Source organism: Cupriavidus sp. 05N38 (genome assembly GCF_056397345.1).
This window is the reverse complement of the sequence record NZ_JBFTNF010000020.1, coordinates 32,380-47,830: the sequence shown is the minus strand read 5'-3', so window position 1 is coordinate 47,830 and position 15,451 is coordinate 32,380. Positions and strand designations below refer to the sequence as shown.

Genomic DNA, 15,451 nt, shown 5'->3' with positions numbered 1-15,451 from the left:
GCCTCGGCCAGGAAGCAAGGAAGCAAGGAAAGGGACGGCGATGCCGTCCCTTTTTTCATATCTGCACGCCGCGTTCGCACCCGTGCGGCCTGGCAGCGACGGTACAGGCACAGGCTCGGCTAGAATGACAGCATGATGGCGCCCCGATAAGGTGCCCGAGGACAGCCCCCGGAACGGGCCCTGCCTGCCCGTCACAGATTCGCCCCCCAACCCCAGGCCATGACCGAATCCGTCATTCCCATCTTCGACCTGCGCGACCACCGCTACCGCTCGATGACGCCCGTCATCCCGGACTTGCTCGCCCCGCCGTCGGGACTGGTTGCCGACAGGCGCGGCAGGCCGCTGCATGACCTGCGCATCTCGGTCACGGACCGCTGCAACTTCCGCTGCGTGTATTGCATGCCCAAGGAGGTGTTCGACAAGGACTACACCTTCCTGCCCCATTCCGAATTGCTCAGCTTCGAGGAAATCGAGCGCGCCGCCCGCCTCTTCGTCGCGCACGGCGTGGAGAAGATCCGCCTGACCGGCGGCGAGCCGCTGCTGCGCAAGAACATCGAGAAGCTGGTGGAAATGCTGGCCCGCATCGAGACGCCCGCGGGCAAGCCGCTCGACCTGACGCTCACCACCAATGCTTCGCTGCTGGCGCGCAAGGCGCGCTCCCTGCGCGATGCGGGCCTGACGCGCGTGAGCGTGAGCCTGGATGCCATCGACGACGACACCTTCCGCCGCATGAACGATGTCGATTTCGCGGTGGCCGACGTGCTGGACGGCATCGAGACCGCCCAGGCGGTGGGCCTGGCGCCGATCAAGGTCAATATGGTGGTCAAGCGCGGCACCAACGATGCCGAGATCGTGCCGATGGCGACGCATTTTCGCGGCAGCGGCATCATCGTGCGCTTCATCGAGTTCATGGACGTGGGCGCCAGCAACCACTGGCAAATGGACGAGGTGCTGCCCTCCGCCGATGTGGTGCAACGCATCCACGAAGTGTTTGCGCTCGAAGCCATCGCCGCCAACTACAGCGGCGAGACCGCCGAACGCTGGCGCTACCGCGACGGTGCCGGCGAGATCGGCGTGATCTCCAGCGTGACCCACGCCTTCTGCGGCGACTGCAGCCGCATCCGCCTCTCGACCGAAGGCCGCCTCTACCTCTGCCTGTTCGCCACCGAGGGCTACGACCTGCGCGCGCTGCTGCGCGGCCCGCACAGCGACCTGGAAATCGCCAACGCCATCGCGCAGGTCTGGCAGGCCCGCACCGATCGTTACTCCGAACAGCGCAGTGATCCGGCGGTGCGGCAGGCGCGCGCCGAAAGCAAGATAGAGATGTCCTACATCGGCGGCTGAGGGCGCACCTTCGCACTGCGTTCCGCAACCTTTCCGCACCTTTCCGCACCTTCCCGGACCTTCCGTCAACGTGCCGCCCGCGCCGCAACCCAACTTCCACCCGATGATTTCACGCGACGACATTACCGGCCTGATCCTCGCCGGCGGCAGGGGCAGCCGCATGGGCGGGACCGACAAGGGCCTGCAGCCATTCCGGGGCGCCCCCATGGCCATGCATACGCTGATGCGCCTGGCGCCCCAGACCGGCGGCTTGCTGATCAATGCCAACCGCAACCTGGCGGCCTATGAGTCGTTCGGGGTACCCGTGGCGACCGACTCGGTGCCCGATTTCGCCGGGCCGCTGGCCGGCATGCTCGCCGGGCTCGAACAGTGCCAGACCGCCTGGCTGCTCACCGCGCCCTGCGACTCGCCGTTCCTGCCGCCCGACCTGGCCTCGCGCCTGGCGGCCGCGATCGAGGCGGAAGGCGCCGAGATGGCCATCCCCGTCACCGTCGATGCCCAGGGCCGACGGCAAACCCAGCCCGTGTTCTGCCTGATGCCGGTGACGGCACGCGACAGCCTGGTGGCATTCCTCGATGCCGGCGGCCGCAAGATCGAGACCTGGGCCGCGTCCCACCGCCTTGCCGAAGTGCCGTTCGACGACGCCGGCGCCTTTGCCAATATCAATACGCTGGACGAGTTGCGCTCGCTGGAAGCGCGCTGACAAACCAGGCCACTGCCTCTCCGGGACCGCTCCATGCCTTCTCTGCAATCCGTCATTTCCTGCCTGTCCGACTACGATCCCGGCGCCTTGCCGGTGGCGCAGGCCAGCCAGATCATCCGCGAAGTGATCGAACCGGTCCGCGGCACCGAACAGCTCGCCATCCGCACCGCGCTGGGCCGCGTGCTGGCCGAGGACGTCATCTCCACGCTGGACGTGCCGGCGCACGACAACGCCGCCATGGACGGCTACGCCTTCGCCGGCGACGAACTGGCCGGCGGCGGCGAAGTCACCCTGGTGGTCGCCGGCAGCGCCTTCGCCGGCGGTGCGGGTAGCCAGCGCGCAGGGCGTGGCCAGGCGGTGCGCATCATGACGGGCGCGATCATGCCGGCCGGCTGCGACACCGTGATCCCACAGGAGTTCGTGGAGGTACACGGAGAGCAGATCCGCTTCGACGCCGCTTCGGTGCGCGCCGGGGACAACCGCCGCCTGCGCGGCGAGGATCTCGCGCTAGGCCAGGCGGCGCTCGCCGCGGGCCGCATCCTGCGCCCGGCCGACCTGGGCCTGCTCGCATCGCTCGGCGTGGCCGAGATCAAGGTCCGGCGCCGCCTGCGCGTCGCCTTCTTCTCCACCGGCGACGAACTGCGCTCGATCGGCGAGCCGCTCGATCCGGGCTGCGTCTACGACTCCAACCGCTATACGCTGCACGGCATGCTGCGCCGGCTGGACGTGGACCTGGTCGACATGGGCGTGGTGCGCGACGACCCCGAGGCGCTCGAAGCCGCGTTCCGCAGCGCCTGCGAGAATGCCGATGCCGTCATCACCTCGGGCGGCGTGTCGGTCGGGGAAGCCGACTACACCAAGCAGATCATGGCGCAGCTGGGTGACGTCACGTTCTGGAAGATCGCCATGCGCCCGGGGCGGCCCATGGCCTTCGGCCGCATCGTCTCCCATGGCCGCGAAGCGCTGCTGTTCGGGCTGCCGGGCAACCCGGTGGCGGTGATGGTGACCTTCTATCACTTCGTGCGGGCCGCCTTGCACCGGCAGATGGGTGCCAATGTGCCGCCGCTGCCGCTGATGCGCGTGCGCAGCGTGCAGCCGATCCGCAAGAAGCCGGGCCGCACCGAATACCAGCGCGGCATCCTGACGCAGGCGGAGGACGGACGCTGGCAGGTAGGCGTGACCGGCCAGCAGGGATCGGGCGTGTTGCGCTCGATGAGCGAGGCCAACTGCTTTATCGTCCTCGGGCACGATCAAGGGCGGGTGGAGGCCGGCGACGAAGTCGAGGTGATGCTGTTCGACGGGCTGATGTAGGCTGCGCCACGGTGTCGTTTTTGTGCCGCAGTTTTTTGACCTTTAGCCGACGTTTAGCCGCCAGATCGGCCGTTTTCCGTACCCTGCGGGTGGCGGACTATGCGCCGCTGCACCCATTCGATACACTTGCGCAACATTACTCTGCCTATGCCCCAAGCTGTCATGAATCAGGAGATTGCGTACCTCCACCCGGTCAAAACCGCCCGCGCGCTGGTGCTCGTGTACCTGTGCTTTTCGGTACCGATCGTCTCGCTGGGACTGTTCGTGGCCTTTATCCGCTACGGTGACCTCCCGGGCATCACGGTGTTCACGGCACTGATCCTCAATGCGCTGATCGGCTTCGGCCTGTTGTGGCTGGCCTGCAAGGCCTACAACTGGGTCGCGGCGCGCTTCGGTGGCATCGAGGTCACGATCCGCGACCTGCCCTGAAGCCCCGGCCGCCCGGCCAGCCTCAAAAAAGAAAAGCGCATCGGTTCGATGCGCTTTTTTCGTCATGGACACCCTCGCCCCGGGGCTCCCTCGCCAGGGGCTTGCTTCAGCCGCCCTCGCCTTCGCCTTCCTCGCCCTGCGCCTGCTCCACGGCACCCAGGCCCAGCAGTTCCTGCGCAGCCTCGCCGGGCATCGCCTCCACCGCGCGCAGCTTGCGCTCCATCTGCCGCGTGCGTACTTCGGCCAGCTCGATATTGCGCGCCGCCCGTTCCAGCGTGTCGCGGGTCTTGGACAGCACCACGCCGAACTTGCCGAACTCGGTCTTGACCGCGCCCAGCACGCTCCATACCTCGCTCGAGCGCCGCTCCAGCGCCAGCGTGCGGAATCCCATCTGCAGGCTGTTGAGCAAGGCCATCAGCGTGGTCGGCCCGGCCACGGTGATGCGATGGTCCCGCTGCAGCAGGTCGACCAGGCCGGGCCGGCGCAACACCTCGGCGTACAGGCCTTCGGTCGGCAGGAACAGGATGGCGAAATCGGTGGTGGCCGGCGGCGAGACGTATTTTTCCGAGATGGTCTGCGCCTCGCGCCGGATCGCCACTTCCAGTTCGCGCCCGAAGGTGGCCACGCCATCCACATCGCCCCGCTCCTGCGCATCGAGCAGCCGCTCGTACTGCTCCTTCGGGAACTTGGCATCGATCGGCAGCCAGACTTCCCCGCCCGACGGATCCTTGCCCGGCAGGCGGATGGCGAACTCCACCCGCGCGCCAGAATTGCGCACGGTCTCGACGTTCTTGGCGTATTGCTCGGTGGTCAGCACCTGTTCGAGCAGCATTTCCAGTTGCACCTCGCCCCATGTGCCGCGCGACTTCACATTGGTCAGCACCCGCTTGAGGTCGCCCACGCCCTGCGCCAGCGCCTGCATCTCGCCCAGCCCGCGGTGCACCTGCTCGAGCCGCTCCGACACCAGCTTGAACGATTCGCCGAGACGCTGCTCCAGCGTGGCGTGCAGCTTCTCGTCGACGGTGCGGCGCATCTCCTCGAGCTTGGTGGCGTTGTTGGCCTCGATCTCCTTGAGCTTCTGCTCGAGCGTGGCACGCACCTCGCCCAGGCGGCGCTCGTTGCCTTCGGAGATCTGCCCGAGCTGCTGCTGCAGCACGTCGCCGAAACGGCGCAGCGCCAGGCCTTGCTCCTCGCGCGCGTGCTGGCCCTGCTGCAGCAGGTTTTGCCTGACCTGGTCGAGCTGCTGGGCATTGGACTCGGTCAGCTTGGCAAGCTGCTGCGCGAACATGTCGATCTGGTTGTTCTGCAGCGTGGCGATGCTGGTCAGCTGCGACGACAGCGTCTGCTGGAAGCGCATCATCTGCTGGCCGGCTTCTCCCCGGCCGACGCTCGCGCTCTGCGCAATCTCGGTGCGCAACTCGCGCTCCAGCCGCTCGGTGCCACGCGCGCCTTCGGCACGCAGCTCGGCGAGCAGGCGCAGCAGTTCCGGGCTGGCGTCAGCCGGCGCGCCGCGCTGGCGCAGCAGCAAGACCACCAGCAACAGCACCGCGGCGGCGGCCAGCGCGAGCGTCAAAAGAGAAATCAGGTTCATGTATGTCGGGAGTGATCGAAGGCGCCGTGGCAACCAGGATGCATCAGCGGCGGCGTGCCATCACTTCGGGATTGATCACCGAAGGCGGATGGCCCGCCTGCGGGCCTGCGTCCAGCGCGGCGATCAGGTTGTCGGCGGCTAGATCGGCCATGGCGCGCCGGGTCTTTTCGGAGGCGCTGGCGATGTGCGGGGTCAGCACGACATTGGGCACCGCCAGCAAGCCGGGATGGACGCTCGGCTCGCCCTCGAACACATCGAGCCCGGCGGCGAAGATACGGCGCTCGCGCAGCGCCTCGGCCAGCGCGGCGTCGTCCACGACACCGCCGCGCGCAAGGTTGACCAGCGTGGCCGACGGCTTCATCTGCGCCAGCTCGGCGGCGCCGATGCTGTGATGGCTCTGCGCGCCATAGGGCAGCACCAGCAGCAGGTGATCGGATTGCGCCAGCAGTTCGGCCTTGCTGACATAGCGCGCATTGAGCGCGCGCTCGGTTTCCTCGGGCAGGCGGCTGCGGTTGTGATAGATCACGGGCATGCCGAAGCCTGCCCCGCGCCGCGCCAGCGCCTGCCCGATGCGGCCCATGCCGAGGATGCCGAGCGTGCTGCCGTGCAGGTCCACGCCGAGGAACATGTCGAAGCTCCAGCGCTGCCAATTGCCCGCGCGCAGCCAGTGCTCGGACTCGGTCACGCGGCGCGCGGTGGCCATCAGCAGGGCCCAGCCGAAGTCGGCCGTGGTTTCCGTCAGCACGTCGGGCGTGTTGGTCGCCACGATGCCGGCCGCGCTCAGCGCGGGCACGTCGAGGTTGTTGTAGCCCACCGCCATGTTGCAGACCGCGCGCAAGGCCGGCAGGCCTGTCAGCAGCTCGCCGTCGATGCGATCCGCGGCATTGGCCAGCACRCCGGCCTTGCCCGCCAGGCGCGCCTTCAGCGCGGCGGCGTCGAGCGCCTCGTCCTGCTGGTTGCTGTCGACATCGAAATATTGCGCGAGCCGGTCGATCACTTCGGGAAAGATGGCGCGGGTCACGAGGACGGAGGGCTTGCTCATGGTTGCGTGCTCACACGTGGAAAAAGATAAAAGTCATCATCAGGAACAGCGGCACCAGCACGCACGCCGACCACAACATATAGCCGAAGAAGCTGGGCATGCGCACGCCGCGGCTCTCGGCAATCGCCTTGACCATCAGGTTGGGCGCGTTGCCGATATAGGTATTGGCGCCCATGAACACGGCGCCGGCCGAGATCGCCGCCAGCGTCGACGCATCCCGCGTCATCAGCGTCACGGGGTCGCCGCCGGCGGTGTTGAAGAACACCAGGTAGGTCGGCGCGTTGTCGAGGAACGAGGACAGGATGCCGGTGGCCCAGAAGTACATGCTGTCGACGGGCCGGCCGCCCGCATCGCTGACCAGGCGGATCACGCCGGCAAAGGCGCCATCGGTGCCGGCCTTGAGCATGGCGATCACCGGGATGATGGTGAGGAAGATGCCGGCGAACAGCTTGCCCACTTCCAGGATCGGCTCCCAGGTGAACTCGTTGCCGCTGCGCGCCGTGGCCGGCGTGATCCACAACGACAGCAGCGCTACCGCCACCAGCAGGACATCGCGCGTGGCCATCTGCAGGCCGACCACCGTGCCCATCACGTCGAACTCGATGCCGGGCTTCCACAGCCCGCTCATCAGCACCAGGGCAACCACCGCCAGCAGCAGGATGAAATTGCGCTTGCCTTCGATGCGGATGCCTGCCGAATCGGGCGTGGGATCGGCGGCCGCCGGCAGCTCTTCCTCACGGCGCAGATAGTAGTGCCGGTCGACGAAATAGAAGATCACCAGCAGCGCGCTGCAGATGAACAAGGTCTCGGGCAGGATATTGCGCAGCGTCCAGAAGAAATCCACGCCCTTGAGGAAACCGAGGAACAGCGGCGGATCGCCCAGCGGCGTCAGCGCGCCACCGGCATTGGCAGCCAGGAAGATGAAGAACACCACCACATGCGCCACATGGCGCCGGTTATCGTTGGCGCGCAGCAGCGGCCGGATCAGCAGCATGGCCGCGCCCGTGGTGCCCATCAGGCTGGCCAGCACCGTGCCGAGCGCGAGCAGCCCGGTATTCAGCCGCGGCGTGCCGTGCAGATTGCCACGCACGCAGATGCCGCCGGCCACGACGTACAGCGCGGCGATCAGCGCGATGAACGGGATGTACTCGGAGAGCAGCGCATGCACGGCGCCTGCGGCCGCGGCATGCCCGCCAAAGGCCTGCGCGAACGGGACCAGGAACACCAGCGCCCAGGCCGCGACGATCTTGCCGTAGTGGTGATGCCAGAAACGTGGCGCGATCAGCGGCAACAGCGCGATCGAGAGCAGCGTGCCGGCAAACGGCAAGGCCCACAGCGGCGACAGCGTGGCGCCGTCGAGCTCCGCGGCACGGGCCAGTCCGGGCGTCGATGCAAGCAACGGTAAAAGCAATGCGAGGGCACGACGCATCGGCCGGGATCTCCTTGTTCTGGATTGCGGCACCCGCGCCGGGCGGCGGCAGGCGGAGACCGCGCGCGCGCCGGTCTGCTCAGCGCAGGTCAGCTCAGGACAGGACAGGACAGGCGCGACGGGCCACCGGCGTGCTGCCAAGCCCTCAAGTGTAAAGCAATCGCGCGGGCATTCCGGCCACGCGGCGAAGCATGTCGATGCGCGGGATTCAGTCCCGCTCGACCAGGATCACGTGCACGCGATACGGTCCGTGCGCGCCGAGCACGATGGTCTGCTCGATGTCGCCGGTGCGCGAGGGACCGCTGATGATATTGGTCGCGCGCGGCAGCTCGCCGCGCTCCCTGCGCATCAGCGCGAAAGCATCTTCCATCCCGTCGACGATGCGCGAAACCGGCACCACCGCGATATGCGTCTCCGGCAGCAGCGCGGCCGAGGCGAAGGTCTGCGGGCCGGACAGCAGCATCAGCGAACCGGTCTCGGCAATGGCGCAGAAGCAGCCCGTGATGCCGACCATGTCGCCATGGTCGTGGTCGGCCTGCGCGTCGCGCACCGGTGGCCGGCACTCCACCGTCAGGCCCTGCGCCTGCCAGTCGAGCACGCCGAAGCTGTCCCAGGCAACGGCCCTGCGCACCAGGCCCAGGCTGTCCAGGTAACGCGCGGCGGCGGCCGGCACGTCTGCCATGGTCGCCACGCGCTCCACCGTGGAAGCCAGCTTCACTGCCTGCTCCTGGAAGGTGGCGACCCGGTCCGCCGGTGCCGGCGGGCGCGGGCCGGCGGGATGGCGCGCAAGGTAGTCGGCCACAGCGGCGCGTTCGCCGTTGCTGACGCCGGCGGCGCGGCCCTGGGCCCCGCGGATGCGGGCAAAGATGCGGTCGCGGGCGGAAGTGGTGTTCATGGCATGGGTTCCGAAAAAGGGTACTGGGATAGCTGGCGGGATCTTGGTGCGCGTCGCTTCAGGCCGGTGCCTGGATGCCGAACACCTGCCGCAGGTACGTCATGTATGCCGGGTCGTCGCACATGGTCTTCTCGGGCGTGTCCGACAGCTTGGCCACCGGCTGCCCGTTGCAGCGGGTCATCTTGATGACGATCTGCAGCGGCGTGTAGCCGAGGTCGTTGGTCAGGTTGGTGCCCACGCCGAACGCCAGGCGGCAGCGTCCGCCGAAGCGCTCGTACAGCTCGATCACACGCGGGATGTCGAGGCTGTCGCTGAAGATCAGCGTCTTGCCCTGCGGGTCGACGCGGCCCGCCGCGTAGTGGGCCAGCATGCGCTCGCCCCAGGCGAAGGGATCGCCCGAATCGTGGCGCACGCCGTCGAACAGCTTGCAGAAATAAAGGTCGAAATCGCGCAGGAAGGCATCGAATCCGTAGGTGTCGGACAGGGCGATGCCGAGATCCCCGCGGTATTCCTTGGCCCATACCTCGAGCGCGAACACCTGCGAATCGCGCAGCCGCGGGCCCAGCGCCTGGCAGGCCTGCAGGTATTCGTGCGCCATGGTGCCGAGCGGGATCAGGTTATGCAGCCGCGCGAAATGCACGTTGCTGGTGCCGGCCAGCTGGGGCCCAAGCACGCGGCGCATGGTCTGCAACACTTCTTCCTGCCAGTCGCGCGAGAAGCGGCGCCGCGAGCCGTAGTCGGCGATCACGCAATCGGCGTGGCCGGGCATCTTCAGCAGGGCCAGCTTGTCCTCGAGGCGGCGGCGCCCTTCGCTCCAGTCCGGCTTCGGCTGGGTATTGCGGAAGTAGACTTCGTTGACGATGGCCAGCAGCGGCACTTCGAACAGGATGGTGTGCAGCCACGGCCCGCGGATGGTGATCTCGATCTCGCCGCTGYCCGGCGCGACAGGCGCGACCGTGACGTATTTCTCGTTGAGGTGGAACAGGCCGAGGAAATCGACGAAGTCGCTCTTGATGAAGCGCAGGCCGCGCAGGTAGTCCAGCTCCTCCTGCGTGAAGCGCACCTGGCAGAGCTGGGTGATCTCGTCGCGGATCTCGTCGACATAGGGCGTCAGGTCGACGCCCGCGTTGCGGCACTTGAAGCGGTACTCGACCTGCGCCGCCGGGAAATGATGCAGCACGACCTGCATCATGGTGAACTTGTACAGGTCGGTGTCGAGCAGGGAGGCAATGATCATGTCGGGCCAGACGGCAAAGCCGAGTCAGTGCGACATGCTAACCGAAAGTGCGGCTGGCGGCCCGGGATTGCGATCCGGGATTGCGACCCGGCCGGCGACCGTCCGTGGCGCCTGTCTCACGCACCATCGAGGAAGCGGTCGGGCTGGCGGCCGCGGGCGCTGCCACGCAAGCACCATAGCTGCTCGCCCTTGTAGCCGGGGCAGACCACCAGCATGGCCTGCGCGCGCGGCACGGCGTCCGGCAGCGGTTCGGCGAAGGCGGCGGAGCGGACCGTGATGCGCTCCCAGTAGACCCGCGTAGCCGCGCGGCGGAACACCAGCACCTGCACCGGCGCGCCGCGCGCCGGTTGCAGGCCTGCGTCGCAGGGCATGAAGCCGGCCTGGCCGCAGTTGGCCATGGCCTCGCCGGCCGGCTCGACCACCACGCCGAAGTCGTCCCACTCGAAGCGCGTCAGTGCCTCCAGGGGTACCGGCCGGTCGGTCTCCATGCGCCATGCCATCAGGCGCGCCACCACGCTCTCGGGCGGCAGCCCGGCCTGCGCGAGCGTCTGCGCATGGGCAAGGGGCGCGGCCACCGCAAGCAGCAGCGCCAGCCGGGCAAGCAGACCAGCCGCAGGGAAACGCCGGGCGCCGCTGGCTGGCGGCTTGCAGACGGGTACAGGCATGGCGCTCTCCTCGGGTGGACGCGCGGCAGCACCGCGCGGGCAGGCTCAGGCAGCATACAACGGCGCCGCGCCATGGGCCAGCGAAGCACATTCGCGCCAGGCCGCGGCACTGCGTTGGATCAAATGCGCATAAAGAAATAAGAAAACTATCTGATCCGGCTATATAGGAGGATTACCCTAGGTTTGTGGCTCGGCTACAATATCGGTCTTTGAAAGGCCACGGCCTGCGCTCGCGTCGCGTACGGTGAATGGATGGTGACCCCAAGGGAATTCCCATCCCGCCCGCATGGCGGCGTGACCCGCAACGCACAACAAGCCTGTTCCCCCATCGAAGCCGATCCCGTTTTTCTGGAACCGAAATGACTCACGTTGTCACCGAATCCTGCATCCGCTGCAAATACACCGACTGCGTCGATGTGTGTCCGGTTGATTGCTTCCGCGAAGGTCCGAACTTTCTCACCATTGACCCGGACGAGTGCATCGATTGCGCGGTGTGCGTGGCGGAATGCCCGGTGAATGCGATCTATGCAGAAGAAGACGTGCCTGGCGACCAGCAGCCGTACATCGACCTGAACGCCGAACTCGCGCGCAACTGGCCGTCCATCACCAAGACCAAGTCGCCGCTGGCGGACGCGGACCAATGGAAGGACGTGAGCGAGAAGCTGCAATACCTCGAGCGCTGATCGACACGCCGGCCAGGGCACAAGACCAAAAGCAGGCCAGAAAGCCGTCCCCACACGCGAGCTTTCCCGTAATGCCGGGCACGCCCGTGCCCACAACGTATCAGGACGAATATGGACTTGAGCATCCCTAACCCCGTCGCCGACGCCGGCCACAACGTCGCCGCCGGCAACGCCGCTGGCGGCCAGCCGCTGGAAATCGACGCGCTGATCGTCGGCGCGGGACCGGTCGGACTCTTCCAGGTCTTCGAACTGGGCCTGCTTGAAATCAAGGCGCACGTGATCGACTCGCTGAAAGTCGTGGGCGGCCAGTGCGTCGAACTCTATCCGGACAAGCCGATCTACGACATCCCGGCGGTGCCCATCTGCACCGGCCAGGAGCTGACCGACAACCTGCTCAAGCAGATCGAGCCGTTCGAGCCGACCTTCCACCTGGGGCAGGAAGTTGCCGTGGTGGAGCGCCGTGAAGACGGCCGCTTCTTCGTCGAGACCTCGCTCGGAACGCGCCTCATCACCAAGACGATCTTTATCGCCGCCGGCGTGGGCTCGTTCCAGCCGCGCACGGTAAAGGTCGAAGGCATCGACAAGTTCGACGGCAAGCAGCTGTTCTACCGTGTCAAGGATCCGAGCCGCTTCCACGGCCGCAACCTCGTCATCGTCGGCGGCGGCGACTCCGCCCTTGACTGGGCGCTGGACCTGGTCGGCAAGGCCGAGTCGGTGGTGATGATCCATCGCCGCGACGGCTTCCGCGCCGCGCCGGCATCGGTCGCCAAGATGAAGGAACTGTGCGAGCAGATGGAGATGCAGTTCCTGGTCGGCCAGATCGGCGGCTACGAAGAAAAGGACGGCCTGCTCACGGGAATCAAGGTGACCGGTGCCGATGGCGTGACCCGCCGCCTGCCGCTCGATGACCTGCTGGTGTTCTTCGGCCTCTCGCCCAAGCTCGGTCCCATCGCAGAGTGGGGCCTGGACCTGGAGCGCAAGCAGATCAAGGTGGACACGGAGAAGTTCGAGACCAATATCCCCGGCATCTTCGCGGTGGGCGATATCAACACCTACCCCGGCAAGAAGAAGCTGATCCTCTCGGGCTTCCACGAAGCCGCGCTGGCCGCCTTCGGTGCCGCGCCGTATATCTTCCCCGCGAAGAAGATCCACATGCAGTACACCACGACCTCGCCGAAGCTGCACAAGATCCTCGGCGTCGATTCGCCGGTGTTCGACTGAGCCAGGGGCGCCCTGCTCGCCGGCCCCGTCCGGCAATCGGGCGCAACATAAAAAAACCGTCCTCCGGGGCGGTTTTTTTATGGCAAAAAATAAAAAGCTCTCCTATAATCTGGCCCTCGCCACCGGACACCGGCAGCGCAGGCCAGATCATCGGCCAGGCGCGTGGGTCGTTCAGGCGGAACCAGAAGTTTCGCAGCACCGGCAGCAAAAGCAGCAAAAAGTTGTCGCCAGGGTGTTGACGAATAAAAGAGAAACTGGTTATAATCCTTTTCTCAGCTGTTCCCTGATAGCTCAGTTGGTAGAGCGACGGACTGTTAATCCGCAGGTCGCTGGTTCGAGCCCAGCTCGGGGAGCCAAAGAACGTGAAAGGCCCGCAAGAAATTGCGGGCCTTTTTCACATGGCGCTTCGCTTTCCAAGCTCTCCTGGCGCATTGCTACGCCGAAGCACTCCGCGCGGGCTGCCCATACAGCCCACATTCCAGATCGCTCTCCAGTTCCTCTATCCACTCCAGCCCGGGGGCTGCCTCATAGGCGCTTTGCGCACTGTTGGAGAGCCGCCTCACGCTGAGCCGGCGCGGATCGCCGGCGACGACCGGTTCCTGCTGGATCTCGAAATCGTTGGGCACGAAGCCCAGCCGCTCGCACAAGACCTGGACCTCGTGCTGTTCATCGGCGGGCAAGTGGGGATATAGCTGCTCGGCCATCGCACTCTCCTTTCGAGTCAATGCGGCGCCGCGCGGCACGCAAGCCGCGCGATGCCCTCGCCCTGCCGCTCAGGGCACGCTAGCGCGTCTGCCGGCTATTGATGACGGCCTCCGCCACATTTGCCGGTGCTTCCGTGTAATGCTTGAATTCCATCGTGTAGGTGGCACGCCCCTGGGTCAGCGAGCGCAGCGAGGTCGAGTAGCCGAACATCGTGGCCAGTGGCACTTCGGCGCGCACCAGCTTGCCACCGCCGCCCGCGATGTCCTCCATGCCGTGCACGATGCCGCGGCGCGATGACAGGTCACCCATCACGTTGCCGGTGAATTCCTCGGGCGTCTCCACTTCCACCGCCATCATCGGCTCGAGCAGGATCGGCTTGGCACGGCGCATCCCCTCCTTGAACGCCATCGAGCCGGCCATGCGGAACGCGTTTTCGTTCGAGTCGACATCGTGGTAGGAGCCGAACACCAGCGTGGCCTTGACGTCCACCACCGGGTAGCCGGCCAGCACGCCGGTTTCCAGTGTCTCGCGGATGCCCTTGTCCACGGCAGGAATGAATTCGCGCGGCACCACGCCACCCTTGATCGCATCGACGAATTCATAGCCCTTGCCGGCCGGCTGCGGATCCAGGTCGATCACCACATGGCCATACTGGCCGCGCCCGCCGGACTGCTTGACGAACTTGCCCTCGACATCCTTCGCGCCCTGCTTGATGGTCTCGCGGTACGCCACCTGCGGCTTGCCGACGGAGGCCTCCACATTGAACTCGCGCCGCATGCGGTCGACCAGGATTTCCAGGTGCAGCTCGCCCATGCCGGAGATGATGGTCTGGCCCGATTCCTCGTCCGTATGCACGCGGAACGACGGATCTTCCTGCGCCAGGCGGTTCAGGGCCAGGCCCATCTTTTCCTGGTCGGCCTTGGTCTTGGGCTCGACGGCCTGCGAGATCACCGGCTCCGGGAAACTCATGCGCTCGAGGATGATCACGTTGGTCGGATCGCACAGCGTGTCCCCGGTGGTCGCCTCCTTGAGGCCGACCGCGGCGGCGATGTCGCCGGCGCGCACCTCCTTGATCTCGCTGCGCACATTGGCGTGCATCTGCAGGATGCGCCCGAGCCGCTCCTTCTTGTCCTTGACCGGGTTGTACACGGTGTCGCCGGAATTCACCACGCCGGAATAGACGCGGAAGAAGATCAGCTGCCCGACGAAGGGATCGGTCATGATCTTGAAGGCCAGCGCGGAGAACGGCTCGTCGTCGCTGGGATGGCGCTCCGCCTCCTTGTCGTCCACGGTATGGCCCAGGATGGCGGGCACATCCACCGGCGACGGCAGGTAGTCGATGACGGCATCGAGCAGCGTCTGCACGCCCTTGTTCTTGAACGCGCTGCCGCATAGCATCGGCACGATCTCGTTGGCGACGGTGCGCTTGCGCAGGGCCGCCTTGATCTCTTCCTCGCTCAGCGCCTCGCCGCCCAGGTACTTGTGAAGCAGTTCGTCACTGGCTTCGGCTGCGGCCTCCACCATTTTCTCGCGCCATTCGGTCGCCAGCGCCAGCAGCTCGGGGGGGACGTCGCGATACTCGAAGTGCAGGCCCTGGCTGGTGTCGTCCCATACCGTGGCCTTCATCTTGACCAGGTCGATCACGCCCTGGAAACCGTCCTCGGCGCCGATCGGAATCTGCACCGGCACCGGGTTGCCCTTGAGGCGCTCGCCGATCTGCGCGCGCACGCGGAAGAAATCCGCACCGACGCGGTCCATCTTGTTGACGAAGGCGATGCGCGGCACCTTGTATTTGTTGGCCTGGCGCCAGACGGTCTCCGACTGCGGCTGCACGCCGCCTACCGCGTCGTAGACCATGCACGCGCCGTCGAGCACGCGCATGGAGCGTTCCACCTCGATGGTGAAGTCCACGTGGCCCGGGGTGTCGATGATGTTGATGCGGTGCTCGGGATAGTTGCCGGCCATGCCCTTCCAGAAGGCGGTGGTCGCAGCCGAGGTGATGGTGATGCCACGCTCCTGCTCCTGCTCCATCCAGTCCATGGTGGCCGCGCCGTCATGCACCTCGCCGATCTTGTGATTGACCCCGGTGTAGAACAGGATGCGCTCGGTGGTGGTGGTCTTGCCGGCGTCGATGTGCGCGCTGATACCGATGTTCCGGTAGCGCTCGATGGGGGTTTTGCGGCTCACGGCGATCTC

At 66.5% G+C, this 15,451-nt stretch carries 14 protein-coding genes and 1 tRNA gene; 7 read left to right on the top strand and 8 right to left on the bottom strand.

Going from position 1 to position 15,451, the window contains the following annotated elements:
• The first annotated feature begins 219 nt into the window (after positions 1-219).
• The 4 genes from moaA to AC1DK4_RS16525 all read left to right on the top strand — a co-directional run bounded on the left by moaA (position 220) and on the right by AC1DK4_RS16525 (position 3,787).
• Positions 220-1,344: a GTP 3',8-cyclase MoaA gene (gene moaA / locus AC1DK4_RS16540; RefSeq protein ID WP_441619372.1), complete on the top strand. Its 1,125-nt coding sequence runs from the start codon at positions 220-222 to the stop codon at positions 1,342-1,344.
• 103 nt (positions 1,345-1,447) lie between these two features.
• Complete coding sequence (gene mobA, locus AC1DK4_RS16535; RefSeq protein ID WP_441619370.1) at positions 1,448-2,047, top strand: molybdenum cofactor guanylyltransferase MobA; 600 nt, start codon at positions 1,448-1,450, stop codon at positions 2,045-2,047.
• Positions 2,048-2,080: 33 nt separating this feature from the next.
• Positions 2,081-3,358, top strand: a complete 1,278-nt coding sequence (gene moeA, locus AC1DK4_RS16530; protein WP_441619368.1) for a molybdopterin molybdotransferase MoeA — start codon at positions 2,081-2,083, stop codon at positions 3,356-3,358.
• Positions 3,359-3,520: 162 nt separating this feature from the next.
• Entirely contained in the window at positions 3,521-3,787 is a 267-nt protein-coding gene (locus AC1DK4_RS16525; RefSeq protein WP_043347933.1) for a hypothetical protein, read from the top strand.
• Positions 3,788-3,893: 106 nt separating this feature from the next.
• On the opposite strand, the gene AC1DK4_RS16520 is transcribed toward AC1DK4_RS16525, so the two are convergent.
• The 6 genes from AC1DK4_RS16520 to AC1DK4_RS16495 form a co-directional block, all read right to left on the bottom strand.
• A complete protein-coding gene (locus AC1DK4_RS16520; RefSeq protein ID WP_441619366.1) occupies positions 3,894-5,378 on the bottom strand; it encodes a DNA recombination protein RmuC in 1,485 nt (494 codons plus the stop codon).
• Positions 5,379-5,421: 43 nt separating this feature from the next.
• Complete coding sequence (locus tag AC1DK4_RS16515) at positions 5,422-6,420, bottom strand: 2-hydroxyacid dehydrogenase (protein ID WP_441619364.1); 999 nt, start codon at positions 6,418-6,420, stop codon at positions 5,422-5,424.
• A gap of 10 nt (positions 6,421-6,430) precedes the next feature.
• Complete coding sequence (locus AC1DK4_RS16510) at positions 6,431-7,849, bottom strand: sodium:proton antiporter (protein ID WP_441619362.1); 1,419 nt, start codon at positions 7,847-7,849, stop codon at positions 6,431-6,433.
• Between the two features lie 208 nt (positions 7,850-8,057).
• A complete protein-coding gene (locus AC1DK4_RS16505) occupies positions 8,058-8,744 on the bottom strand; it encodes a LutC/YkgG family protein (protein WP_441619360.1) in 687 nt (228 codons plus the stop codon).
• A 58-nt stretch (positions 8,745-8,802) separates the two neighbouring features.
• The gene (gene pncB, locus AC1DK4_RS16500) at positions 8,803-9,981 is read right to left on the bottom strand and encodes a nicotinate phosphoribosyltransferase (RefSeq protein ID WP_477131646.1); all 1,179 of its coding nucleotides are present in this window, start codon (positions 9,979-9,981) and stop codon (positions 8,803-8,805) included.
• 116 nt (positions 9,982-10,097) lie between these two features.
• Positions 10,098-10,646 carry a hypothetical protein gene (locus tag AC1DK4_RS16495; RefSeq protein ID WP_441619356.1) on the bottom strand — a complete coding sequence of 183 codons (549 nt, stop codon included), beginning with the start codon at positions 10,644-10,646 and terminating at the stop codon, positions 10,098-10,100.
• Between the two features lie 359 nt (positions 10,647-11,005).
• Between AC1DK4_RS16495 and fdxA the strand changes: the two genes are divergently transcribed.
• The 3 genes from fdxA (at position 11,006) to AC1DK4_RS16480 (ending at position 12,906) form a co-directional block, all read left to right on the top strand.
• Positions 11,006-11,329: a ferredoxin FdxA gene (gene fdxA, locus AC1DK4_RS16490; RefSeq protein ID WP_441619354.1), complete on the top strand. Its 324-nt coding sequence runs from the start codon at positions 11,006-11,008 to the stop codon at positions 11,327-11,329.
• A 111-nt stretch (positions 11,330-11,440) separates the two neighbouring features.
• Entirely contained in the window at positions 11,441-12,550 is a 1,110-nt protein-coding gene (locus AC1DK4_RS16485; RefSeq protein WP_441619352.1) for an NAD(P)/FAD-dependent oxidoreductase, read from the top strand.
• 280 nt (positions 12,551-12,830) lie between these two features.
• Positions 12,831-12,906: transfer RNA gene (locus AC1DK4_RS16480), tRNA-Asn, on the top strand.
• Between the two features lie 78 nt (positions 12,907-12,984).
• On the opposite strand, the gene AC1DK4_RS16475 is transcribed toward AC1DK4_RS16480, so the two are convergent.
• Positions 12,985-13,254, bottom strand: a complete 270-nt coding sequence (locus tag AC1DK4_RS16475; protein ID WP_441619350.1) for a hypothetical protein — start codon at positions 13,252-13,254, stop codon at positions 12,985-12,987.
• A gap of 79 nt (positions 13,255-13,333) precedes the next feature.
• Positions 13,334-15,442 carry an elongation factor G gene (gene fusA, locus AC1DK4_RS16470; RefSeq protein ID WP_441619348.1) on the bottom strand — a complete coding sequence of 703 codons (2,109 nt, stop codon included), beginning with the start codon at positions 15,440-15,442 and terminating at the stop codon, positions 13,334-13,336.
• Between the last annotated feature and the right edge of the window lie 9 nt (positions 15,443-15,451).

Bases quoted from the DNA above. Each gene is read 5' to 3' on its own strand.
- moaA (WP_441619372.1), top strand. From the start codon at position 220: ATGACCGAATCCGTCATTCCCATCTTCGACCTGCGCGACCACCGCTAC.
- mobA (WP_441619370.1), top strand. From the start codon at position 1,448: ATGATTTCACGCGACGACATTACCGGCCTGATCCTCGCCGGCGGCAGG.
- moeA (WP_441619368.1), top strand. From the start codon at position 2,081: ATGCCTTCTCTGCAATCCGTCATTTCCTGCCTGTCCGACTACGATCCC.
- AC1DK4_RS16525 (WP_043347933.1), top strand. From the start codon at position 3,521: ATGAATCAGGAGATTGCGTACCTCCACCCGGTCAAAACCGCCCGCGCG.
- AC1DK4_RS16520 (WP_441619366.1), bottom strand. From the start codon at position 5,378: ATGAACCTGATTTCTCTTTTGACGCTCGCGCTGGCCGCCGCCGCGGTG.
- AC1DK4_RS16510 (WP_441619362.1), bottom strand. From the start codon at position 7,849: ATGCGTCGTGCCCTCGCATTGCTTTTACCGTTGCTTGCATCGACGCCC.
- AC1DK4_RS16505 (WP_441619360.1), bottom strand. From the start codon at position 8,744: ATGAACACCACTTCCGCCCGCGACCGCATCTTTGCCCGCATCCGCGGG.
- AC1DK4_RS16495 (WP_441619356.1), bottom strand. From the start codon at position 10,646: ATGCCTGTACCCGTCTGCAAGCCGCCAGCCAGCGGCGCCCGGCGTTTC.
- fdxA (WP_441619354.1), top strand. From the start codon at position 11,006: ATGACTCACGTTGTCACCGAATCCTGCATCCGCTGCAAATACACCGAC.
- AC1DK4_RS16485 (WP_441619352.1), top strand. From the start codon at position 11,441: ATGGACTTGAGCATCCCTAACCCCGTCGCCGACGCCGGCCACAACGTC.
- AC1DK4_RS16475 (WP_441619350.1), bottom strand. From the start codon at position 13,254: ATGGCCGAGCAGCTATATCCCCACTTGCCCGCCGATGAACAGCACGAG.